The organism is Streptomyces sp. NBC_00704 (genome assembly GCF_036226605.1).
Taxonomy (GTDB): Bacteria; Actinomycetota; Actinomycetes; order Streptomycetales; family Streptomycetaceae; genus Streptomyces.
The window spans coordinates 4459197-4483094 of the sequence record NZ_CP109000.1 but is presented as its reverse complement, the minus strand read 5'-3'; the positions used below and the strand labels follow the sequence as shown (position 1 = coordinate 4483094).

At 71.4% G+C, this 23898-nt stretch carries 19 protein-coding genes; 9 read left to right on the top strand and 10 right to left on the bottom strand.

Annotation, left to right across the window (positions count from 1 at the left end; genetic code table 11):
* Nucleotides 1-12: 12 nt before the first annotated feature.
* The 5 genes from OG802_RS19640 to ssd form a co-directional block, all read right to left on the bottom strand.
* On the bottom strand, nt 13-222 hold the full coding sequence (locus OG802_RS19640) for a DUF4244 domain-containing protein (RefSeq protein ID WP_329412263.1): 210 nt from the start codon (nt 220-222) through the stop codon (nt 13-15).
* A gap of 118 nt (nt 223-340) precedes the next feature.
* On the bottom strand, nt 341-1126 hold the full coding sequence (locus tag OG802_RS19635; RefSeq protein ID WP_329412261.1) for a type II secretion system F family protein: 786 nt from the start codon (nt 1124-1126) through the stop codon (nt 341-343).
* A gap of 70 nt (nt 1127-1196) precedes the next feature.
* Nucleotides 1197-2048: a type II secretion system F family protein gene (locus tag OG802_RS19630; RefSeq protein ID WP_329417206.1), complete on the bottom strand. Its 852-nt coding sequence runs from the start codon at nt 2046-2048 to the stop codon at nt 1197-1199.
* A 1-nt stretch (nt 2049) separates the two neighbouring features.
* Complete coding sequence (locus tag OG802_RS19625; protein ID WP_329412259.1) at nt 2050-3447, bottom strand: TadA family conjugal transfer-associated ATPase; 1398 nt, start codon at nt 3445-3447, stop codon at nt 2050-2052.
* The gene (gene ssd / locus OG802_RS19620; RefSeq protein WP_329412257.1) at nt 3444-4544 is read right to left on the bottom strand and encodes a septum site-determining protein Ssd; all 1101 of its coding nucleotides are present in this window, start codon (nt 4542-4544) and stop codon (nt 3444-3446) included. Before ssd ends, OG802_RS19625 begins: the two co-directional genes overlap by 4 nt.
* A 579-nt stretch (nt 4545-5123) precedes the next feature.
* On the opposite strand from ssd, the gene OG802_RS19615 reads away from it, so the two are divergent.
* Complete coding sequence (locus tag OG802_RS19615) at nt 5124-5957, top strand: HAD family hydrolase (protein ID WP_329412255.1); 834 nt, start codon at nt 5124-5126, stop codon at nt 5955-5957.
* A gap of 656 nt (nt 5958-6613) precedes the next feature.
* Here the strand turns inward: OG802_RS19615 and OG802_RS19610 are convergent.
* Complete coding sequence (locus OG802_RS19610; protein ID WP_329412253.1) at nt 6614-7438, bottom strand: oxidoreductase; 825 nt, start codon at nt 7436-7438, stop codon at nt 6614-6616.
* 101 nt (nt 7439-7539) lie between these two features.
* Here OG802_RS19610 and OG802_RS19605 point away from each other — a divergent pair, with 101 nt between their 5' ends.
* Entirely contained in the window at nt 7540-8520 is a 981-nt protein-coding gene (locus tag OG802_RS19605; protein ID WP_329412251.1) for an ATP-binding protein, read from the top strand.
* A 33-nt stretch (nt 8521-8553) separates the two neighbouring features.
* Here OG802_RS19605 and OG802_RS19600 read toward each other — a convergent pair whose 3' ends face one another.
* Nucleotides 8554-9831, bottom strand: a complete 1278-nt coding sequence (locus tag OG802_RS19600) for a hypothetical protein (RefSeq protein ID WP_329412249.1) — start codon at nt 9829-9831, stop codon at nt 8554-8556.
* Nucleotides 9832-10166: 335 nt separating this feature from the next.
* Between OG802_RS19600 and OG802_RS19595 the strand changes: the two genes are divergently transcribed.
* The 6 genes from OG802_RS19595 to OG802_RS19570 all read left to right on the top strand — a co-directional run bounded on the left by OG802_RS19595 (nt 10167) and on the right by OG802_RS19570 (nt 19613).
* Complete coding sequence (locus OG802_RS19595; RefSeq protein WP_329412248.1) at nt 10167-13271, top strand: bifunctional SulP family inorganic anion transporter/carbonic anhydrase; 3105 nt, start codon at nt 10167-10169, stop codon at nt 13269-13271.
* A gap of 550 nt (nt 13272-13821) precedes the next feature.
* Nucleotides 13822-15783 (top strand): acetate--CoA ligase, encoded by a 1962-nt coding sequence (acs, locus tag OG802_RS19590; RefSeq protein WP_329412245.1) that lies wholly within the window; start codon nt 13822-13824, stop codon nt 15781-15783.
* Nucleotides 15784-16338: 555 nt separating this feature from the next.
* Nucleotides 16339-17799 carry a Na+/H+ antiporter NhaA gene (nhaA, locus tag OG802_RS19585; RefSeq protein ID WP_329412242.1) on the top strand — a complete coding sequence of 487 codons (1461 nt, stop codon included), beginning with the start codon at nt 16339-16341 and terminating at the stop codon, nt 17797-17799.
* A gap of 59 nt (nt 17800-17858) precedes the next feature.
* Entirely contained in the window at nt 17859-18347 is a 489-nt protein-coding gene (locus OG802_RS19580; RefSeq protein WP_329412240.1) for a phage holin family protein, read from the top strand.
* On the top strand, nt 18344-19300 hold the full coding sequence (locus OG802_RS19575) for an alpha/beta fold hydrolase (RefSeq protein WP_329412238.1): 957 nt from the start codon (nt 18344-18346) through the stop codon (nt 19298-19300). The genes OG802_RS19580 and OG802_RS19575 overlap by 4 nt, the downstream gene beginning before the upstream one ends.
* A 127-nt stretch (nt 19301-19427) precedes the next feature.
* Nucleotides 19428-19613, top strand: coding sequence for a hypothetical protein (locus tag OG802_RS19570; protein WP_329412236.1), 186 nt, complete (start codon nt 19428-19430; stop codon nt 19611-19613).
* A 219-nt stretch (nt 19614-19832) separates the two neighbouring features.
* Here OG802_RS19570 and OG802_RS19565 read toward each other — a convergent pair whose 3' ends face one another.
* The 3 genes from OG802_RS19565 to nth form a co-directional block, all read right to left on the bottom strand.
* Nucleotides 19833-21032 carry a MarP family serine protease gene (locus tag OG802_RS19565; RefSeq protein ID WP_329412234.1) on the bottom strand — a complete coding sequence of 400 codons (1200 nt, stop codon included), beginning with the start codon at nt 21030-21032 and terminating at the stop codon, nt 19833-19835.
* 13 nt (nt 21033-21045) lie between these two features.
* Entirely contained in the window at nt 21046-21741 is a 696-nt protein-coding gene (locus OG802_RS19560) for an NUDIX hydrolase (RefSeq protein ID WP_329412232.1), read from the bottom strand.
* 100 nt (nt 21742-21841) lie between these two features.
* A complete protein-coding gene (nth, locus tag OG802_RS19555; RefSeq protein ID WP_329412229.1) occupies nt 21842-22870 on the bottom strand; it encodes an endonuclease III in 1029 nt (342 codons plus the stop codon).
* Nucleotides 22871-23198: 328 nt separating this feature from the next.
* Here nth and OG802_RS19550 point away from each other — a divergent pair, with 328 nt between their 5' ends.
* Nucleotides 23199-23873 carry a Crp/Fnr family transcriptional regulator gene (locus tag OG802_RS19550; RefSeq protein WP_020129286.1) on the top strand — a complete coding sequence of 225 codons (675 nt, stop codon included), beginning with the start codon at nt 23199-23201 and terminating at the stop codon, nt 23871-23873.
* Nucleotides 23874-23898: the final 25 nt, after the last annotated feature.

Below are 23898 nucleotides of genomic sequence, written 5' to 3'. Positions count from 1 at the left end.
GCCGACGCGCACTCACGCGCCCGCACTGAGCGCCTGCCGTACCAGGGCCGTCAGTTGCGCGGACACGCCCTCGCTCGTCACCACCTGATGGAGAAGCACCGCGAAACCGACGGCCGCCACGATCCCCATCGCGTACTCGGACGTCACCATCCCCGCGTCCTTGCGCGCCGCTCGCGCCCTGCACTTCAGGGCGCACAGCCGCGCCCGTACCGCCTTGTACATCTCAACTCCCGTGAGGTTCGGTCCAGCTCCAGCAGATCTCTGGTCGTCAGGTCGTTCACTCGTCATCGCGCCCCAGGCGCGTTTCTCGCTCTTTCCTGTCGCGTCGCTCACCCGGCTGTCACGGCTCACCCCCTCCCATCGCGCCGCCCGCGAGCCCGATCACGATGGGGAGCACGCCGACCGCGATGAAGGCGGGCAGGAAACACAGCCCCACGGGCGCGGTGACCATGACCGCCGCCCGCCGCGCTCTCGCCGTCGCGGCACGCGCCCACTCGGCACGGGTGTCGGCGGCGAGGCGGGCCACCGGCCCGGCCGCCGGAAGACCGGAGACATCGGCCCTCTCCAGCAGGGCCGCCAACGGAGCGGCTCCCGGCATCGAGGACAGCTTCCGCCAGGCGATCGCCGGTTCACCGCCCAGGCGGACCTCGGCGGCGCCGCGCGCGAGCCCTTCCCCGACGGGGCCGCCGAGCGCCTCCCCCACCGCCTGTGCCGCCACCACCGGCCCCGCGCCCGCGGCGATGCACGCCGCCAGCAGGTCGGCGGCGAGAGGGAGTTGGCGGGTGGCGAGCCGGACGTCCGCATCGCTCACCGCTGCCGACGCCAACTGCCGACGACGCCATCGCCCCAGCACCACCGCGGCCGCCAGTCCCAGGACAAGACCGCTCACGCCGCCGGCCAGGAGCCATCCGGCGCCCGCCACCGAGACCTCGGGAAGCCACCGCAGCGCGGCCTCCCGCCCGGTGAACGACCGGCCTGCCGACCGGCGTTCCCGTCCCAGCACCTCAGCCACGCGCCGCCGCGCACTGCGCCTGTCTCTTCCGCTCTTCAACCGACGTCCCAGCCACCAGAGCGCCATCACGATCACCACCGTCACCCCCAGCCTGTGGACAACTTCTCCGCTCATCCCGCGCCACCTCCTTCCGCACCGTCGATCCCACATCGCGTCCCTCTCGCCGTTGCGCCCACTCCGCCCGTCACGTCGACTCCGCGGTGCGCACGATGCGCAGGGCCCACCAAGCGCCCGCCGCCTCCAGCGCGCCGCCGACGAGCAGACAGCCCAGCCCCGCTCCGCTGTGCAGCAGGACATGCAGGGGGTCCGCGCCGAGCGTGGCGCCCAGCATGAGGCCGAGGGCGGGCAGACCGGCGAGCATCACGACCGTGGCCCGGGGGCCCGACAACTGGGCCCGCAGATCGGCTCGTTGATCCCGTTCCGCACGCAACGCCTCCTCAAGGCGGTCGAGTCCTGCCGCGAGGCCGGCACCGCGGTCCACGGCCACCCGCCAGCACGCCGCGAGTCCCAAAAGCCCTTCCGCCCCGGGCTGTCGTGCGGCGGCGGTGAGAGCGTCGGGCACGTCTCCGCCGAACCGGGCGGCCGCCAGCACCGACGGTTGCGCCGCGCCGAGCCCCGACGATTCGCGCGCGGCCCGCTGCAACGCCTCTCCGGGCTGCCGTCCGGCCAGGACCTCCCCGGCGAGTGCCGCGCACAGCGTGATGACCGCGTCCCCCCGGCGTTCCCGTGTCCGCCGTTCCTCCGCCGCACGTCGCGCCCTGCGCAGCAGCGGCACCCCGGCCGCCCCCGCGACGACCGGCAGCACGGAGCCGCCCAGCACGGCCAGGACCACTCCGGCGACCGGCGCCCACCACTCGGGACGCCATCGCGCTCGCAGTCGTCGCAGTTCATGGTTCAGCTGCTCCCACGACGGGGGCCTGCTGTCGACCGACGCGTCGCCGGCGAACATCAACCGCGCGCGCCTGGCTCCTGAGTGCGATCCGCCCAGCACCCAGGCCGCCGCCCCTGCGCACGCCACGGCCGCCGCCATCGGCATCTCACCCATCCCGACCTCCCCTCCCACCGATCTCCCCGATCTCCCCGATCTCCGGGACCACCGCGCCCTCTTCGATCTCTGCGACCTCTGCCGCTGCGCCCTCTGCCATGTGCTTGATCCCTCCGTCCTCTCGACTTCCTGCGAATTCCTGCTCCCCCCGCACCTCTCGACTGCCGTCGGTTTCGTGCTTCTCCTCGGCCTCTCGGTCCCCTTCGTTCTCGTGGCTTCGCAGCAGCTCGTCGAGGCGCTCCCATCCCCGCTCGTGGACGAAGGCGTCCGCTCGCCACCGCAGCGCCGGGACGGTGCGCACCAGGCCGGACGGATCCCGTTCCAGCACGTGCACCTCGTCGATCCGCCGCCGCCCGGCCGGGTCGCGCACGAGGTGCAGGACCACCGAGAGTGCCGCCGCCAACTGGCTGTGCAGCGCCGCCCGGTCCAGCCCGGCGGCGGTCCCGAGCGCCTCCAGACGGGCGGGTACGTCCGCGGCGGCGTTGGCGTGGACCGTGCCGCAGCCGCCTTCGTGGCCGGTGTTCAAGGCGGCGAGCAGATGGACGACCTCGGGGCCGCGGACCTCGCCCACGGCGAGCCGGTCCGGCCGCATCCGCAGGGCCTGGCGAACCAGGTCCTCCAGGGTGACGAGTCCGGCTCCCTCCTGGTTGGCGGGTCTGGTCTCCAGGCGCACCACGTGCGGGTGGTCGGGGCGCAGCTCCGCCGAGTCCTCCGCGAGCACGATGCGCTCCCCCGGCCCGACCATGCCGAGAAGGGCGCTCAGCAAGGTCGTCTTGCCGCTGCCGGTGCCGCCGCTGATCAGGAAGGACAGCCGCGCCCGCACCAGGGCCCGCAGCACGCGGTCCCCGCCGGGCGGCACCGTGCCGGCGGCCACCAGTTCGTCGAGCGTGAAGGCGCGGGGCCGTACGACCCGCAGCGACAGACAGGTGCAGCCGACGGCGACCGGGGGGAGTACCGCGTGCAGACGTGTCCCGTCCGGCAGCCGGGCGTCGACCCAGGGCCGGGCGTCGTCCAGGCGCCGCCCGGCCACGGCCGCCAGGCGCTGTGCGAGGCGGCGAACGGCGGCCGCGTCCGGGAAGGAGACGCCGGTCAGCTCGAGGCCCCCGCCCCGGTCGACCCAGACCCGGTCCGGGCCCGAGACCAGCACGTCGGTGACCCACGGGTCTGCCAGCAGTGGTTCCAGCGGGCCGCTGCCGATCAGTTCGGATCGCAGTTGCGCGGCCGCGCCGAGGACTTCCGCGTCCCCGAGGACCCGCCCCTGTTCCCGCAGTGCCTGCGCCACGCGCGCGGGTGTAGGTTCGGCCCCGCTCTCGGCGAGCCACTGCCGTACGCCGTCGAGCAGGCTCCCGGTGCCGCCCCGCGTGCGCCGCAGGCCGGTGGGCGTGCTCATGTCGTGCCCGCCTCGGTCAGCGCCTTCTCCCAGAACTCCTTGCAGAAGCGGGCGAGAGGCCCGCGCGCGGTCGCGCCCGGCGGCGCCTTGCCGCCGTCCGGGCGCAGCAGCCCCGATTCGACGGGCACCTCGCCGGCGAGGGGCAGCCCGAGCAGTGCGGCCACCTCGTTGTCGTCGAGGCCGGGCGCGTAGGGGCCGCGGACGGCGACCCGCAGGTCGCGCACGACCATGCCGACGGCGGAGGCCACGCGGCTGCCCGCGGCGATGGCCCGCAGTTCGGCCGGGACGACGAGGAGCGCCAGGTCGAGCTGGGCCAGCACTTCGGCGACGCCGTCGTCGATGCGGCGGGGCAGGTCGACGACGACGGTGCCGCCCCGGCGCCGGGCCGCCGCGAGTACCGCGCGTACGGCCTGGGGTGCGACGGCGACGCAGTCGCCCCGGTCCCAGCTGAGCACCCGCAGCGAGTGCAGCCTGGGCAGCGACTCCTCCAGCGCGCCACCGCCGACCCGGCCGCGCGAGGCGGCGAACGCGGGCCAGCGCAGGCCCTCGGCGCTTTCGCCGCCGAGGAGTACGTCGAGTCCGCCGCCGAGCGGGTCGCCGTCCACCAGGAGGGTGCGCAGTCCCTCTCGTACGGAGGTGACGGCGAGGGCGCACGCGAGCGTGGACGCTCCGGCGCCGCCCCGGCCGCCGATCACGCCGACGGTGAGCGCGGGCCGTCCGACCCCCTCGGCCACGTCGGCGATGCGGTCGACGAGCCACTGCTCGCCGTCGGGCAGCATCAGGACGTGGTCGGCACCGATCTCGACGGCCCGTTGCCACACCCCCGAGTCGTCCTGGTCGCGTCCGAGGACCACTCCGCGACGGCGGGCGGCTCCTCGGACGCGGCGAGCCACGTCGTCACCGACCAGGACGAGGGGTGCGCTCTCCCAGCTGCCTCGCTGTTCCGGCACCGAGTGGTGCACTTCCGGTGTGGCGCCGGCCGCGGCGCACAGGCGCAGCAGGTCGTCGAGGAGGTCCACGTCCTCCGTGACGATCAGTGGCCTGCCGGGCCGCCCTCCGGCGGTGGGCGGCAGATCTTGTGTGACGGCTCCGGTCACGATTTCGACCCCCTTCACTGCGGGTCGCCCAGTCACTGCGGCCCCGCGATTCCGAACGAGAGGAGAACCGGCACGCGGCCTCCATATGAGCGGCCGGCGGAAACCGACCGCGGACGCCGCCAAACGGAACCGTTCATGTGAAGTCGGCTCGTGCGGACGTCCGGGAATCACGGTGCAGCGAACCCGGAAATCGTGTGGATCTTGGTGGATAACTGTGGACGAGTAGGCAGTTGTGAATATCGCCGTCACCCGAACCGGTGAGACCTGCGCCATCTCGTGTGCGACTTCCGCAGAGCAGTCTGATGACTACTCACAGTCACAACGGGCAGGCATGCGAAAGAGGCGGCCACAGGGCCGCCTCTACGCAACGCATCGTTCGCGGACAGGAGGGAAAACCCACCAGGACATGCGACGACCCCCGCCGGGGGGGAGAGCGGGGGTCGTCTCCACGGCCGACTCGGGGGGGGAGGAGCCGGACCGGGTTAGCACGGTCGCGAACGATCCGTGACTTCCATGGTGTACCCGAGAGGCCTCTCAGGCAAACCCACGCGCCCACCTTACGCCGAATGGGCTGCCCCTATGCTCTTGGTTGTGGAAAACCACTCCCTGCCCCGCACAGCGGCCTTCTTTGACCTGGACAAGACGGTCATTGCGAAGTCGAGCACGCTCACCTTCGGCAAGTCCTTCTACCAAGGCGGCCTGATCAACCGTCGGGCTGCCTTGCGGACCGCATACGCCCAGTTCGTGTTCCTCGTGGGCGGTATGGACCACGACCAGATGGAGCGGACTCGCGAGTACCTGTCCGCTCTCGTCCGCGGCTGGAACGTGCAGCAGGTGAAGGAGATCGTCGCGGAGACGCTCCACGACCTGATCGACCCGCTGATCTACGACGAGGCGGCCTCCCTGATCGAGGAGCACCACACGGCCGGGCGCGACGTCGTCATCGTGTCGACGTCGGGCGCCGAGGTGGTCGAGCCGATCGGCGAACTGCTCGGCGCGGACCGCGTGGTCGCGACCCGCATGGTCGTCGGCGAGGACGGCTGCTTCACCGGCGAGGTGGGCTATTACGCGTACGGCCCGACGAAGGCGGAGGCCGTGAGGGAACTGGCCGAGTCCGAGGGTTACGACCTCTCGCGTTGTTACGCCTACAGCGACTCGGCGACCGACCTGCCGATGCTGGAAGAGGTGGGGCATCCGCACGCCGTGAATCCCGACAGGGCCCTGCGCCGCGAGGCCGTGGCGCGCGGCTGGCCGATCCTGGACTTCCATCGGCCGGTGCGCCTCAAGCAGCGGATTCCCTCGTTCTCCGTGCCGCCCCGCCCGGCGCTCGTCGCGGCGGCGGCGATAGGGGCGGCGGCCGCGACGGCGGGCCTCGTCTGGTACGCGAACCGGCGGCGGGCGGCGACCGTCTGATCCAGGTCGCACACGACTGTCCGACGGCGCCGCGTACGCGCGTGCGCCGAGGCCGCGTACGCCCCTCCGACGTTGCCGCGTACGCGCTCGCCGACCGTCGTCCGGCACCGTCCGCGCGCCGCGCACCGTTAGCTCCCATTCGGACGCAAAAGCAAAGAACTGGTGCCAGCACTTCCGCTTGTCCGGGACCTGGAGTACAAAGGACTTAACGGCCCGCGAGACCAAGGACATCCGCGAGGATCACCTTAACAACGCATTTGGCCCCACGGACCGCGCATGACCACCGGGCACCCACGCGACGTCGACCCGTCGATTACGGGCCAGCCGCACCAGGTGACGGGCAAAGTCCCCGACCTGATGGGCAATACATCGAGGACGCTTGGTAACCGGGTGGGCATGCCAGCGGCGGTACGAGAACTCGTACCGCCGCAACCCTTTTCAACTGCCAATACACCGGCCCCCGCACGGGGCCTTTTTTCGTGCCACGCGCTCCCGCGTTCCGCCTGAACGCCACCCCGCTGGAGCCGACGCCCTCGAGCGCGGAGCACCCGAGCACCCGAATGGCCGTGAACGACGGCGCACCTCGCGCGTGTGGGTGGGTCCCGCGCGCCCCGCACGTGGGACGGCTACGCCGGAGCCCCGCGCGTGTGGGATGGCTACGCCGCGCCGCGCTGCAGCGCCTCGCACACCGCCGTCGACTCCCGGGCGCCCAGTTCGACAGCTCTGCCACAGTGGGCGATCCACGCCGCCATCCCGTCGGGGGTACCCGACGCATAGCCGTCGAGAGCCGCACGATAGGCGGCCCGCCCCAGCTCGGCGTGACCCACCTCCGCCGGGCACACCGACTTGGGATCGAGGCCGCTGCCGATCAGGACGATGCGTTCGGCGGCCCTCGCGACCAGGCCGTTGTACGAGGTGAAGGGCCGTAGTGCCAGGAGCTCTCCGTGGACGACGGCGGCCGTCACCAGGGCGGGCGCGGATCCGCCCGCGATGATCAGCTCGGACAGCCCCTCCAGCCGGCCGGCGACCTCGTCGGCGGTGGGCAAGGGCAACTCGACCATGGGCTCGTCGACGGCCTCACCGGCCTGCCGCGGACGTCCGACGTCGTCCGCGTCGCTCGCCGCGGCGATCAGGTGCAGCCGCGCCAGCACCCGCAGCGGCGACTGCCGCCAGATGGACAGCAACTGGCCCGCCTCGGCCGTCAGCCGCAGGGCGGCCCCCATGACCCGCGCCTCACCGTCGACGCCGAAATCGCTGCGCCGACGCACCTCCTCCAGCGCCCAGTCGGCCCCGGACAGCGCGGCCGAGCCGCGCGCACCGCGCAGGGCCGCCTCGGAGGTGACCGCGGTGCTGCGGCGACGCATGACCCGGTGCCCGTAGACCCGGTCCACGGCCTTGCGCACGGACTCCACGGACTCCGGCACACCGGGCAACGAGCCCAGGGCCGCGAGCGGATCGGCGGACGCGCCTGTCGTACTCATGAGTACGACATTACGCAACCCACGCCCGCACCCCACGAAGGAGTGGTCTTCTTCACGCCCTCCCGTCACATACAGCTAGGTGAACACTACGCTTGGTGAACATGAAAACTGCTTTCGTCGGGAAGGGCGGCAGTGGCAAGACCACCCTGTCCTCCCTGTTCATCCGCCACCTCGCGGCCTGCGGCGCGCCCGTGATCGCTGTCGACGCGGACATCAACCAGCACCTGGGCCCCGCGCTCGGCCTCGACGAGGCGCAGGCCGCAGGACTGCCCGCGATGGGCGACCGGCTGCCGCTGATCAAGGACTATCTGCGCGGCTCGAACCCGCGTGTCACGTCCGCCGAGACGATGATCAAGACCACCCCGCCCGGGGAGGGCTCCCGGCTGCTGCGGGTGTGCGAGGACAACCCGGTGTACGACGCGTGCGCCCGGCCGGTGGAACTCGACGGGAACGCCGTCCGTTTGATGGTCACGGGCCCCTTCACGGACGCCGACCTGGGGGTCTCCTGCTACCACTCCAAGACGGGAGCGGTGGAGCTGTGCCTGAACCACCTGGTGGACGGGCGCGACGAGTACGTCGTGGTCGACATGACCGCCGGCTCGGACTCCTTCGCCTCCGGCATGTTCACCCGCTTCGACGTGACGTTCCTCGTCGCCGAGCCGACCCGGAAGGGGGTCTCCGTCTATCGCCAGTACAAGGAGTACGCCCGTGACTTCGGCGTCGAGCTGAAGGTCGTCGGCAACAAGGTGCAGGGTCCGGACGACCTGGACTTCCTGCGGTCCGAGGTCGGCGACGACCTGCTCGTGACCGTCGGGCACTCGGACTGGGTGCGCGCCATGGAGAAGGGCCGGCCGCCCCGGTTCGAACTCCTGGAGAACGCGAACCGGGAGGCCCTGAGCCTGATGCGGACGACCGTCGACTCGGCCTACGACGGGCGCGACTGGGAGCGGTACACGCGGCAGATGGTGCACTTCCACCTGAAGAACGCCGAGTCGTGGGGCAACGAACGCACCGGGGCCGATCTGGCGGCGCAGGTCGACCCCGGCTTCATCCTGGGGGAGGGCGTCACGGCCTCCGTGTGACGGCCGGGCCGCGGCCGGGTCGGACGTCTGCCGTCACTGCCTGACCGCCGGCGCTCCCGGCACACCCTTGGGGGCGGGTGCCGGGCCGCCGGCGAGGAAGGACGCCCAGCCCTGCTTCGGGGCTTCGCCGACGTCCAGAGTGCGCAGCTTCGCCAGCGTCTGCGGGTCCTGGGCGTCGAGCCAGTCCGACAGCTGCCGGAACGACACACAGCGGACGTCGGGCTTGTTGCAGACGTGCTCGACGACCTCCTCGACGGCACGCATGTAGGTGCCGCCGTTCCAGGACTCGAAGTGGTTGCCGATGATCAGCGGCGCTCGGTTGCCGTCATAGGCCCGGTGGAAGCCCTTGAGCAGGCCGTCGCGCATCTGGTCCCCCCAGAACGCGAACTTGTCCGGGTCACCCTGAGTGGCGGTCCCGGACTGGTTGACCATGAAGTTGTAGTCCATGGTGAGCTGTTCGTACTTGTGCCCGGGGAACGGCACGAGCTGCATGGACAGGTCCCACAGGCCCGACTTCCTGGCCGGCCAGACCTGGTTGTCGACGCCGCTCGTGTCGTAGCGGAAGCCGAGTTGACGGGCGGCCTCCATGAAGTTCTTCTGCCCCTCCAGGCAGGGCGTGCGGGCGCCGACGAGCTCCTTGTCGTAGTCGAAGGGCAGCGGAGCCGCCTTGTCGAGGCCCGTGTTCGTCTTCCATGTCTTCACGAACTGCTTGGCCTGGGCGATCTCGTCCTTCCACTCGTCGACCGACCACGCGCCCACCCCGGTCTTCCCGCAGAAGTGGCCGTTGAAGTGGGTCCCGATCTCGTTGCCCTCCAGCCACGCCAGGCGCAGCTGCTTCACGGTGTCGGCGATGCCCTGCTCGTCGTTGAAGCCGATGTCGGAGCTGCCGCGGGAATGCTGCGGCGGTCTGTAGAGCTCCGCCTTCTCCCGCGGCAGCATGTACACGCCGCTGAGGAAGTACGTCATCGTCGCGTTGTTGGCCTTGGCCACCTTGCGGAAGTGCGAGAACAGCTTCTGGCTGTCCTCGCCTGCGCCGTCCCACGAGAAGACCACGAACTGCGGCGGCTTCTGGCCCGGCTTGAGCCGCTCGGGCTGCGGCAGGTGGGGTTGCGTTCCGGTGTACGCGGTTGAGCCGTCGCCGATCAGTCGGACGACGCTCTTCGGCGCCGGGGCCGGCTTCGCCTTGTGCGCGCCCGACGCGCCTTCCGCGGAGCTGTTGGAGTCGTGGGCTCCCGTCCCACAACCGGCGAGTGACACGGCGACAGCCGCGGCGACCGCGGTGCCGACGGCGATCCTCTGGGTGGCGGCCATCTTCCGCCCACCTTCTTCCTTCTCTCGACCAACGCCGACGAGGGCGTTCTCGGGTGACGCGTCGGCACGAGCCGACGGCGCGGTCAAGGTCGCACGAAGGCCGAAAAGGAATTAATACGACAAGCCGACAAAACGGCCACTTCGCTCTTTTGGATGATCCATTGCCCCATTTGCCGGGAAAATGCAGACTTGACCTTTACTCTGCATTACGATTCGTTTACCGAGCGTTGATTTTCATCCCGCCGCTGCACGCCGTGACCCACGGCCGCGACCACCCCCACCACACCCGGGGGCCACCTGTTCCGCGACCGCGCCGCCCCGGAGGAGACGGGAACATGTCCGCCTGCGTCCCCACCCGCACCGTCCGCCCGACGCCCACCGAGAGCGTCCACCAGTCCCACAGTCCCCCACCGCCCCCGCGCCGCCGCTTCCGCGTCGAGAGCGCCGACGTATCCGCCTCCATCGCCGTCTTCCTGATCGCGCTGCCCCTGTCCCTCGGCATCGCCCTCGCCACCGGCGCCCCCCTCCAGGCCGGCCTCGTCGCTGCGGCCGTGGGCGGGATCATCGCCGGCCGGGTCGGCGGCTCGCCCCTCCAGGTCAGCGGCCCCGCGGCGGGTCTGACCGTCGTCACGGCCGACCTCATCCACCGCTACGGCTGGCGGACGACGTGCGCCATCACCGTCCTCGCCGGACTGACGCAACTGGGTCTCGGCTGTCTGCGTGTGGCACGCACCGCGCTCGCCGTCAGCCCCGCCGTCGTGCACGGCATGCTCGCCGGCATCGGCATCACCATCGCCGTGGCCCAACTGCACATCGTCCTCGGCGGCACACCCCAGAGCTCGGTCCTCGACAACCTCCGGGCCCTGCCCGCCCAGTTGGCCGGTCTGCAGCCTGCGGCCCTCGCCGTGAGCATGCTGACCCTGGCCCTGCTGCTGTTCTGGCCGCGCATCCCCGGCCGGGTCGGCCGCCTGCTGCGGAAGGTGCCCGCCGCACTCGTGGCCGTCACCGGCGCCACCGCGATCGCCACCCTCACCGGCCTCACCCTGCCCCGGGTCGACCTGCCGTCCTGGAGCAGTCACGCCCTGGCCGGGCTGCCCGACGGACCGGCGCTCGGGCTCGCCGCGGCCGTCCTCACCACGACGCTGGTGTGCAGCGTGCAGTCACTGCTCGGCGCGGTGGCCGTGGACAAACTGATCGCCGGCCGCCCCGTCCCGCCGGGCTCCCGTTCCCCCCGGGTCGGCCGCTCCGACCTGGACCGCGAGCTGCTCGGGCAGGGCGCGGCCAACATCGTCTCCGGCGCGCTCGGCGGGCTGCCCGTGGCGGGCGTGGCCGTGCGCAGTTCAGCGAATGTCCGAGCCGGCGCCGTGAGCCGGAACTCCACGATGCTGCACGGCGTTCTCGTAGTAGTCGCCGCGCTGCTGATGGTCCCGATCCTGGATCTCATCCCGCTCGCCTCACTCGCCGCCCTGGTGATGGCCGTCGGCATCCAGATGGTGTCCCTGCACCACATTCGCACGGTGACGCGCCACCGAGAGGTGCTGGTGTACGCCGTCACCACCCTCGGCGTGGTGTGCCTCGGCGTCCTGGAAGGCGTGCTGATCGGCGTCGCCGTCGCCGTGGCCGTCGCCCTCCACCGCCTCACCCGCACGCGCATCACCCACCACGAGAAGGAAGGAGTCCATCACGTACACGTGAGAGGTCAGCTGACGTTCCTCGCCGTGCCACGGCTCAGCCGCACCCTGCACCTCGTGCCTCACCACACGCACGCCGTGGTCGAGTTGGACGGCTCCTTCATGGATCACGCCGCCTACGAGGCCCTGCAGGACTGGCAGAAGGCCCACACCGCGCAGGGCGGCACGGCCGAGCTGACCGGCCGCCGCCCCCGCACAGGACTCGACCCGACAACCGACACGGACCCTGGAGCGGACGACGGCGCGGAGACCGAAGGGCACGCCCGGCCCGGCGCCTTCGGCCCCGCTCCCGCGGGCTCCGAGCCGGCCCGAGCCGGAGACGTCCCGATCGCCGACTGCCGCTGCCGTCCCTGGACGCCGTGGCGCAACCACCAGTGCGAGGTGCCCCCGACAACGACCACGACAACCACAACAACGACCACGACCACCCGAACACTGAGGGACGGCAACCCTGCGAACGGAGTGAACCCGACCGGCGCGATCGGCATGGCAAGCACGACAGGCGCGACGGATGCGTCACCCAGGTCAGGTACGTCACGCACATCCGGTGGATCGCCCTCGACGCGGCCGGCGCCGACAGCAAGAACGGCAGCCTCGGCACACGCGGCGGACCCGGTGAACCCGGCGGAACCGGCGAACCCCACAGGTCCGGTTGTCGCACGCACGACGGACGTTCGGGCTGCGGCGCCACCCGGTGCCGCAGCGACGGAACCCGCACGGAGGAAGGAGAACAGGGCGACGGCAGCGGCCACACCGCCCGCCCAGATCGCACAGACCGCCAAGCCCACAGGCGCCACGCAGGCCATGCAAGCCGCCACGCATGCGGCAGAGTTCTCGCAGGCGACAGCGGCCTCGCAGGCCGCCCGGACCACACCGCCCATGTGGTCGGCCGAGCCGAACGAGCGCGCCGAATCGGCGGCCGCGTCTCACCCGGCCATGGAGGCTGCACGGGCGACACAGCCGGCTCCGATGGCTCAGACGGCACCGGCACCCGCGCCACACGCTTCACGCACGACACGGACGGCACGGGTGCTCGAACCGAGCGGGCAGCAACTGGTGCGCGGCATCAGCACGTTCCAGCGGAACACGGCCCCACTGGTACGGGGCGAGCTGGCCCGGCTGGCGCGGGAGGGGCAACGGCCCACTCAGCTCTTCCTCACCTGCGCCGACTCGCGACTGGTCACCTCGATGATCACCTCCAGTGGTCCCGGCGACCTGTTCGTGGTGCGCAATGTGGGCAACCTGGTGCCGTTGCCCGGCGAGGAGAGCGGGGACGACTCGGTGGCGGCCGCGATCGAGTACGCCGTGGAGATCCTGGAGGTGCGGTCCATCACGGTCTGCGGACACTCAGGGTGCGGGGCCATGCAGGCGCTGCTCAACGCCGAGCCCGGCGAGGCGGGAACCCCGCTGAGACGGTGGCTGCGGCACGGGCTGCCGAGCCTGGAGCGGTCGACCGACAGTGACCGCCCACCGGCCCGGCTGGCCGGACGCGCCCCCGCGGACGCGGTCGAGCAACTCTGTCTCACCAACGTGGTCCAGCAGTTGGAGCATCTGCGGGCCCACGAATCGGTGGCCCGGGCGCTGCGCAGCGGCGCGCTGGAGCTGCACGGCCTGTACTTCCACGTGGCCGAGGCGCAGACGTACCTGCTCACCGAGCCCTCGTGGAACGGCGGGAGCGGTGGGAGCGGCGGGGAGGACGAAGACGGCGGGGTGTTCGACCACGTGGGAACGGTGGACGTGTCTGCCTGAGCCCCGATGTTGGGGGCACGTCCACCACGGAGGAGCGCGGGGACTCGCAGGCACATGTCCGTCGGTACCCGCGCTCCGAGCCGGTGGACGTGTCGCCCCGACCCTGCGCGCAGGGGAACATGTCCGCCGGGCCCGGGCACCACGGTATGCCGTCGGTGACGGGGCGAGGGCGAGCGGGAGCAGGGCGAAGGCGGGGCGAGGACGGGCGGGAGCAGGGCGAGGACGGGACGAAGGCGGTGCGAGGGCGGGCGGTAGCAAGGCGATGGCGGGGCGAAGGCGGAACGAAGACATGGCGAAGGCAGCGGGGTTGGCTTCGTCATGGGAGGTGAGAGGCGTCACACCGGCTGAACTCGGCTCACCCGGCGTCCGTGGGTACGGATGAGCGCTGTGACCCTCAGAGGTCTAAACCAATCGGTCGATGACCCTTGTCACCGGGCCCCTGGGTCTGATGAGCTGTGGCCTGGGACACAACGGACACGGACACCCTTCGAAAGGGAGATGTCGTGAGCAACGAGAGCCTGGCCAACCTGCTGAGGGAGGGGAGTGGCGTATGAGCGAGTCTCCTTCACTTTCCAACCTGCTCAAGGAAGAGCGCAGGTTCGCGCCGCCCGCCGACCTGGCGGCCGACGCCAACGTCACGGCGGAGGCGTACGAGCAGGCCAAGGCTGACAGGCTCGGCTTCTGGGCCGAGCAGGCCCGCCGGCTGAGCTGGGCCAAGGAGCCGACGGAGACGCTGGACTGGTCGAACCCGCCGTTCGCGAAGTGGTTCAAGGACGGCGAGCTCAACGTCGCCTACAACTGCGTCGACCGCCATGTGGAGGCCGGGCACGGCGAGCGCGTCGCCATCCACTTCGAGGGCGAGCCGGGCGACAGCCGCGCCATCACCTACGCCGAGCTCAAGGACGAGGTGTCGAAGGCGGCCAACGCGCTGCTGGAGCTGGGCGTCCAGAAGGGCGACCGGGTCGCGGTCTACATGCCGATGATCCCGGAGACGGCGATCGCGATGCTGGCCTGCGCGCGCATCGGCGCCGCGCACTCCGTCGTCTTCGGCGGCTTCTCGGCGGACGCGCTGGCCACCCGCATCCAGGATGCGGACGCCAAGGTCGTCATCACGTCCGACGGCGGATACCGGCGCGGCAAGCCGTCCGCGCTCAAGCCGGCCGTCGACGACGCGCTCAGGCGCGCGGACAACGTCCGGCATGTGCTGGTCGTGCGGCGCACCGGCCAGGACGTCGCCTGGACCGAGGGCCGCGACGTGTGGTGGCACGAGGCGGTGGACCGTCAGCCGACCGAGCACACCCCCGAGGCGTTCGACGCCGAGCACCCGCTCTTCATCCTGTACACCTCGGGCACCACGGGAAAGCCGAAGGGCATCCTGCACACCTCCGGCGGCTATCTGACGCAGACCGCCTACACGCATCACGCGGTCTTCGACCTCAAGCCGGAGACCGACGTGTACTGGTGCACGGCCGACGTCGGCTGGGTCACCGGGCACTCGTACATCGTCTACGGGCCGCTGGCCAACGGCGCGACGCAGGTCATGTACGAGGGCACTCCGGACACCCCGCACCAGGGCCGCTTCTGGGAGATCGTGCAGAAGTACGGGGTGACGATCCTGTACACGGCGCCGACCGCCATCCGCACGTTCATGAAGTGGGGCGACGACATCCCCGCGAAGTTCGACCTCGGCAGTCTGCGCGTGCTGGGCTCGGTCGGCGAGCCGATCAACCCCGAGGCCTGGATCTGGTACCGCAAGCACATCGGCGCCGACCGGACGCCCGTCGTGGACACCTGGTGGCAGACCGAGACCGGCGCGATGATGATCTCGCCGCTGCCAGGCGTGACGGCGACGAAGCCGGGATCCGCGCAGACCCCGCTGCCCGGCATCTCCGCGACCGTCGTGGACGACGAGGCCAACGAGGTGCCCGACGGCGGCGGTGGCTACCTGGTCCTCACCGAGCCGTGGCCGTCGATGCTGCGCACCATCTGGGGCGACGACCAGAGGTTCCTCGACACGTACTGGGCGCGCTTCGAGGGCAAGTACTTCGCCGGCGACGGCGCGAAGAAGGACGACGACGGGGACATCTGGCTCCTCGGGCGGGTCGACGACGTCATGCTCGTGTCCGGCCACAACATCTCCACCACGGAGGTCGAGTCGGCGCTCGTGTCCCACCCGTCCGTCGCCGAGGCGGCCGTCGTGGGCGCGGCGGACGAGACGACCGGGCAGGCCATCGTCGCCTTCGTCATCCTGCGCGGCACGGCGAACGCCGAGGACGAACATCTCGTCGCCGACCTGCGCAACCATGTCGGGGCCACACTCGGCCCGATCGCCAAACCGCAGCGGATCCTCCCGGTCGCCGAACTGCCGAAGACCCGCTCCGGCAAGATCATGCGGCGTCTGCTGCGCGATGTGGCGGAGAACCGTCAGCTGGGCGACGTCACAACCTTGACCGACTCCACGGTCATGGACCTCATCCAGGCGAAGCTGCCGGCGGCCCCGAGCGAGGACTGACCCCTGCGGAGTTGACGTCTGCGGACTGACGTCTGCAGAACTGAACGGTGCGGGGTTGCCCCCTGCGGGACTGATCCCCGCGGGGCTGCCCCTCCCCGTACGGGGCGATGTCCGGGGGGCCGGGCTTGATTTCACAGCCCGACCCCCCGGACCCGGCAGGGGGCGGCCCAAGCCAAGGGACGGAATCCACGAGGGGGGCCTCACAAGCACCGCAAGGCACCACGACACGGCGGAACACCACCGGCGCAAGGCAGCGCCCCGCAGGCCAGGACACCGCGGAGCAGCGCCCCGCACGACGCGGCACCGCGGCCTCTTTGTGCCTACCGTGGGAGGTGTGCCTGCCGTGGGACGAGCGCCTGCCGTGGCAGGTGTGCCTGCCGTGGGACGTGCGCCTACCGTGAGAGGCACCGATGCCCGTGAGAGGCATCGGATGCCGCCCGATGCCCCTGGGCTGCTTTTTAGGTAAAGTAAACAAAACAACGTGACCCTCATGGTGCGCCGGGAAGTCTGGTCGGCAAGTCGCTCCGTCCTGCCCACCGACCGGAGGTCGCCCCCGTGACCGCGCCCCGCACCCCAAGCCCCCGTCGTGCCCTCGGACGGCTCTCTCTTCCCGAGCGGAGTTTCGTCGCGGAGGCGCTGCGCACCGAGACCGTGGGCGGCGTGCTGCTGCTCTTCGCCGCCGTCACGGCGCTGATCTGGGCGAACGTGCCCGCGCTGCACGACAGCTACGAGAGCGTCAGCGACTTCCACCTGGGCCCCGGGGCCATCGGGCTGCACCTGTCCATCGCCCACTGGGCGGCCGACGGCCTGCTCGCCGTGTTCTTCTTCGTCGCCGGCATCGAGCTGAAGCGCGAACTCGTCGCCGGCGACCTCAAGGACCCGCGGGCGGCCGCGCTTCCCGTGGTGGCCGCGCTGTGCGGCATGGCCGTGCCGGCGCTGGTCTACACGTTCACCAACGTCATCGGGGGCGGCTCCCTGGCCGGATGGGCCGTGCCCACGGCCACCGACATCGCGTTCGCCCTGGCCGTGCTCGCCGTCATCGGCACATCCCTGCCGAGCGCCCTGCGCGCCTTCCTACTCACCCTCGCCGTCGTCGACGACCTGTTCGCCATCCTGATCATCGCGGTGTTCTTCACCAGCAGCATCGACTTCGCGGCGCTGGCCGGAGCGGTCGCCGGGCTCGTCGTGTTCTGGGCGCTGCTGCGCCGGAACGTGCGCGGCTGGTACGTCTATCTGCCGCTCGCGCTCGTGATCTGGGCGCTGATGTACAACAGCGGCGTGCACGCCACGATCGCCGGCGTCGCGATGGGCCTGATGCTGCGCTGCACGACCCGCGACGGGGAGGAGCACTCGCCCGGCGAGCGGATCGAGCATCTCGTGCGACCGTTCTCCGCCGGTCTCGCGGTCCCGCTGTTCGCCCTGTTCAGCGCCGGTGTGACGATCTCGGGCCCGGCCCTCGCGGACGTCTTCGGCAAACCGGAGACGCTGGGCGTCGTTCTCGGTCTCGTCGTCGGCAAGACGGTCGGCATCTTCGGCGGCACCTGGCTGACCTCGCGTTTCACCCGTGCCTCGCTCAGCGAGGACCTCGCCTGGGCCGACGTCTTCGCCGTCGCGTCGCTGGCCGGCATCGGATTCACCGTCTCGCTGCTGATCGGCGAACTGGCCTTCGAGGGCGACGCGGTACTCACCGACGAGGCCAAGGCCGCCGTCCTGCTGGGATCGGTGATCGCGGCGGGCCTGGCGACGGTCCTGCTGAAGCTGCGCAACGCCAAGTACCGCCGGCTGTGCGAGAACGAGGAGCGCGACGAGGACCTCGACGGCATCCCGGACGTCTACGAGCAGGACGACCCGTCGTACCACCTGCGCATGGCGGACATCCACGAGGCCAAGGCGGCGGAGCACCGCCGGACGGCCGCGGAGATCACCCGCCGGCTCGCCCGCGAGGACGAGGACGCGCGCCACGGGCTTGCCGAAGTACCGGGCGGGGCAGGCGAGGACGACGACCGTCCGGCATGATCTGACGGGACGGTACAAAAGAAGTCGGAAACACAGTGCAGCAGGAGAGGGAGAACGCGATGAGCGCACCCGACGGCAGCCCGGTCGGCGCCGAACGCAGCATCGGCCAGCTGTTCGCCTCGGCGACGACCGAGTTGTCGGCGCTGGTGCACGACGAGATCGCGCTGGCGAAGGCGCAGCTGAAGCAGGACGTCAAGCGCGGCGCGGTGAGCGGCGGCGCCTTCTCGGTGGCCGGCGCGGTGCTGCTGTTCTCGCTGCCGATGCTGAACTTCGCCCTGGCGTACGGCATCCGGACCTGGAGCGACTGGAACCTCGCGATCTGCTTCCTGCTGTCCTTCGCGGCGAACGTGCTGGTCGCGCTCCTCCTGGTGCTGATCGGCGTGGTCTTCGCGAAGAAGGCGCAGAAGAGCAAGGGCCCGCAGAAGGTCGCCGCGTCCGTGAAGGAGTCGGCGGGCGTCCTGCAGAACGCCAAGCCGCACCCGAGGCCCGAGCTGGCACAGGACAGGGTCCCGGAGGCCATCGAGGCTGTGGCACGCTCATCGTCATGACGGACCCCGACGGCATCACCCCTGCGGCCCAGCCGGCTTCGGTCGTACGGCCGGACGCCGTCTTCGGCGTGCCGGTCACCCACCGCGAGGTCGCCGCCAACGGCGCGCGGTTCCACATCGCGGAGGCGGGCGACGGGCCGCTGGTCATGCTCGTCCACGGCTTCCCGCAGTTCTGGTGGACCTGGCGGCACCAGCTGGTGGCCCTGGCGGACGCGGGTTTCCGGGCCGTCGCGATGGACCTGCGGGGCGTGGGCGGCAGCGACCGCACACCCCGCGGGTACGACCCGGCCAACCTCGCGCTCGACATCACGGGCGTGATCCGCTCCCTGGGCGAGCCGGACGCCGCGCTGGTCGGCCACGACCTCGGCGGCTACCTGGCGTGGACGGCGGCCGTGATGCGTCCCAAGCTCGTCCGCCGGCTCGCCGTCGCCTCCATGCCCCATCCCCGGCGCTGGCGGTCGGCGATGCTCGCCGACGTCCGGCAGACCTCCGCGAGTTCCCACATCTGGGGCTTCCAGCGGCCGTGGATCCCCGAGCGCCGGCTGACCGCGGACGGCGGCGAGCTGGTGGGCCGGCTGATCCGCGACTGGTCGGGGCCGACGCTGCCGGAGGACGAGGCGGTGGAGGCGTACCGGCGCGCGATGTGCATCCCCTCCACCGCGCACTGCGCCGTGGAGCCGTACCGCTGGCTGGTCCGCTCCCTGGCGCGGCCGGACGGCGTCCAGTTCTACCGGCGTATGAAGCGGCCCGTGCGGGTGCCCACACTGCATCTGCACGGTTCCCTCGATCCGGTGATGCGCACCCGCAGCGCGGCCGGTTCCGGCGAGTACGTCGAAGCGCCGTACCGCTGGCGGTTGTTCGACGGTCTCGGACACTTCCCGCACGAAGAGGATCCGGTCGCCTTCTCCACCGAACTGGTCAATTGGCTGAAGGATCCCGAACCCGATCGGTGACAGATCGATCGCGCCCGGTATCCGGACCAGGACACCTGTACGACGAACAGCCAAATGCCCGACGCATAGGCCAATTGGCGGTCCCGAGGGCGGTTATCGACCTTGGGGCAGGGGCAGACGTCCGGGTATGGGCTGGACGCACGACTACAGTGACGCAGGACGCACCCGCCGCTCGGCCAGTGGCCTGAGCACCCACCAGCGAGGTGCCGCGAACCCGCAGCTGCCGGGTACCGATCTGCGCGTGGGCATTCCGCGCATCCTGCGTCGCCGGGCCCGCTGGGTGTCGGTCCGCCTGCGTCACCCACGCGGCTGACCCGCCGGACGGCCCGGAGCCCCCGCCCGATCCGCCGGACGACCCAACAGCCGTGGCTGTCCGCCGGACGGCCCAGCGGCCACGGCTGATCCGCCGAAGGACCCGGCGACCGCGCCCGTCCGCAGGACGATGGCCCGGCGACCGCCGCTGCACCGCGACGGCCCAGCGGCCGTCGACCCCTCGGAGGACCGGCTGTCCCTCGCGGGACGCGGCTGTCCCTCAGAGGGCGCAGCTGTCGCTGTCCACCTGCTGGCCCGCGCTCCGGCCGGAGGTGACGTCCTGACGGATCTCGTCGGCGGTCAGCGCGTAGCCCGTCTCGGCGTCGTCGAGCGACTTCGCGAAGACCACGCCGTACACCTTGCCGTCGGCGGTGAGCAGCGGGCCTCCGGAGTTGCCCTGACGGACCGTCGCGTACAGCGAGTACACGTCACGGCGCACGGTGCCGCGGTGGTAGATGTCCGGGCCGTTGGCGGTGATGCGACCGCGCACCCGCGCGGCCCGCACGTCGTACGACCCGTTCTCGGGGAAGCCGGCCACGATCGCGCTGTCACCGCTCGCCGCGTCGCCGGTGGAGAACTGCAGCACGGGCGCGTCGAGTTCCGGCACGTCGAGGACGGCGATGTCCCGCTTCCAGTCGTACAGGACGACCGTCGCGTCGTACTTGCGGCCCTCGCCGCCTATCTGGACGGTCGGCTCGTCGACGCCGCCGACGACGTGCGCGTTGGTCATGACGCGCCGCTCGCCGAACACGAAGCCGGTGCCCTCCAGGACCTTGCCGCAGCTCTCCGCGGTGCCCATGACCTTGACGATGGAGCGCCGTGCGCGTGTGGCCACCGGGCTCTTGGCCAGGGCGGGGTCGGGCGGCTGGACGTCGGTGATCGGCTCGTTGGAGAACGGGCTGAACACCTGCGGGAAGCCGTTCTGCGCCAGCACGGAGGAGAAGTCGGCGAACCAGGTGTCGGCCTGTGCGGGCAGCGCCCGGGACACGCCCTGCAGCACGTTGGAGCTGCGCACCTCCTTGCCCAGCGTCGGCAGCGTGGTGCCGGCGAGGGCGGACCCGATCAGCCACGCGACCAGCAGCATCGCGACCACGTTGACGAGCGCGCCGCCCGTGGCGTCCAGCGCGCGGGCCGGGGACCAGGTGATGAACCGGCGCAGCTTGTTGCCGAGGTGGGTGGTGAGGGCCTGGCCGACCGAGGCGCACACGATCACGACGATGACCGCGACGACCGCGGCCGTGGTGCTCACCTCGGAGTTCTCGGTCAGGGCGTCCCAGGCGACGGGCAGCAGGTAGACGGCCACGAGGCCACCGCCCAGAAAGCCGATCACCGACAGGATGCCGACGACGAAGCCCTGGCGGTAGCCCACCACCGCGAACCAGACGGCCGCGACCAGCAACAGGATGTCCAGCACATTCACGGGGATCACCCTGTCATGACCGCCAGTCCAGCGGGACCTGCTTCTCCCGGTCCCAGGGAACCTCCCAGCCCGCGAAGTGCAGCAGACGGTCGATGACACCGGCCGTGAACCCCCACACAAGTGCGGATTCGACCAGGAATGCCGGGCCGCGGTGGCCGCTGGGATGCACCGTCGTGGCCCGGTTGGCCGGATTCGTGAGATCCGCCACGGGCACCGTGAACACCCGCGCCGTCTCCCCGGGATCGACGACGCCGACCGGGCTCGGCTCGCGCCACCAGCCCAGGACCGGCGTGACGACGAACCCGCTGACCGGGATGTACAGCTTGGGCAGCACGCCGAAGAGCTGGACGCCGGACGGATCGAGGCCCGTCTCCTCCTCGGCCTCACGGAGAGCCGCCCTGAGCGGCCCGTCACCGTGCGGGTCGCCGTCGACCGGGTCCAGGGCGCCGCCCGGGAAGGAGGGCTGACCGGCGTGCGAGCGCAGGGAGGTGGCCCGCTCCATGAGCAGCATCTCGGGGCCGCGCTCGCCTTCGCCGAACAGGATCAGGACGGCCGACTGGCGCCCCGCGCCGTTCTCCGGCGGCAGGAAACGGCTGAGCTGACGCGGCCGCACCGTCTCCACCGCGTGCACCACCGGGTCCAGCCAGACGGGCAGGCCCTCCTTGCTGAGAGTCACCGGACCGCCCTGGGTACCGCTCGTGCGCGTCATCCTCACACCACCCCCCGTTCTGCCGCATACAACGCCCGAACACCGGCAGATCGTTCCGCGAGCCGCCCAGCGTCCGCCCCCGCGGCCGGCCGTCCTGCCGTCATCCGGCCCCCAGCGGCGGCGCGGGGCGGCCGCCCGCTTCCAGGTAGGACCGGGGCGGGTTCAGACGCTGGCCGGGGAAGCCGCCCTTCTCGTACTTCAGCAGCTTCTTCGCCTTCTCCGGGTCCGTCTCGCCCTCGCCGTAGGCCGGGCAGAGCGGGGCGATCGGGCAGGCGCCGCAGGCCGGCTTGCGGGCGTGGCAGATGCGGCGGCCGTGGAAGATCACGTGGTGCGAGAGCATCGTCCACTCGCTCTTGGGGAACAGCGCGCCGACGGCGGCCTCGATCTTGTCGGGCTCGCTCTGCTCGGTCCACTTCCAACGCCGCACGAGCCGCTGGAAGTGGGTGTCCACGGTGATCCCGGGCCGGCCGAACGCGTTGCCCAGCACCACGAAGGCGGTCTTGCGGCCGACGCCGGGCAGCTTCACCAGGTCTTCCAGCCGACCGGGGACCTCGCCGCCGAACTCCTCCACCAGAGCCTTGGAGAGGCCTATCACCGACTTGGTCTTGGCCCGGAAGAACCCGGTGGGGCGCAGGATCTCCTCGACCCGCTCCGGGTCCGCGGCCGCCAGGTCCTCGGGGGTGGGGTACGCGGCGAACAAAGCGGGGGTCGTCTGGTTCACCCGCAGGTCGGTGGTCTGGGCGGACAGCACGGTGGCGATGACCAGCTGGAACGGGTTCTCGAAGTCCAGCTCGGGGTGGGCGTACGGATAGATCTCGGCGAGTTCGCGGTTGATGCGGCGGGCGCGGCGCACGAGAGCGGTCCGCGACTCCGGCTTGCCGCCGCCCGCCTTGACCGCGGGCGGCTTGACCGCGGGCGGCTTCCCGACGACGGCCTTTTCGACGACGGCCTCGTCGGCGCCGGTCTTCTTGACGGCGGTCCTCTTGGCAGCGGTCTTCTTAGCGGCTGCCTTCTTGACGGCTGCCTTCCTCGCGACGGCCCTCGTGACCGCGGGCCTGCCGGCGATCTCCTCGGACGCGGGCCGACCGGCGTCCGGATCCGCGCCGTCGGCCGCTTTCTTCGCAGGCATCTCGTTTGTCACCTTTGCCGTTTTCCTGACACCACCGGAGCCATGTTCGCCCACAGCGGAAACGCGACGTGCAACCACCAGCGCAGCCCCCTCGGCCTGTGCTCTCACCGGCGTTTTGGACACCCGGCCAGCCTAGAGCCCGGCACGGACATCCGCCCCGGACCCTGAAGATCGGCCCCCAATTGGACCCCTGCCGCTTACCCCAGGACATGTGTGCGGCATCCTTGTGACAGATCACACTGTTTGGACCGCCCGGCAAAACGGGGAACACGGACCCCTGGTACGCGGGGAGCAAGATCCCCTGAGCAGGTCGACAAGGAGAGAACTCGTGGACGACGTCCTGCGGCGCAACCCGCTCTTCGCGGCCCTCGACGACGAGCAGGCCGCCGAGCTGCGCGCCTCCATGAGCGAGGTGACCCTGGCCCGTGGCGACTCCCTGTTCCACGAAGGCGACCCCGGCGACCGGCTCTACGTCGTCACCGAGGGCAAGGTCAAGCTCCACCGCACCTCCCCGGACGGCCGGGAGAACATGCTCGCCGTGGTGGGCCCCAGCGAGCTGATCGGCGAGCTGTCGCTCTTCGACCCGGGCCCGCGGACGGCCACCGCCACCGCCCTCACCGAGGTCAAGCTCCTCGGCCTCGGCCACGGCGACCTCCAGCCCTGGCTGAACGCCCGCCCCGAGGTGGCCACCGCCCTGCTGCGCGCCGTCGCCCGGCGCCTGCGCAAGACCAACGACGCCATGTCCGACCTGGTCTTCTCGGACGTCCCCGGCCGCGTGGCCCGCGCGCTGCTGGACCTCTCCCGCCGCTTCGGCGTGCAGTCCGAGGAAGGCATCCACGTCGTTCACGACCTCACGCAGGAGGAGCTGGCGCAGCTCGTCGGCGCCTCGCGCGAGACCGTGAACAAGGCGCTGGCCGACTTCGCCCAGCGCGGCTGGCTCCGTCTGGAGGCGCGCGCCGTCATCCTGCTGGACGTGGAGCGGCTGGCCAAGCGGTCGCGCTGACGGTCGTCGTCCACCCGGCACCCGG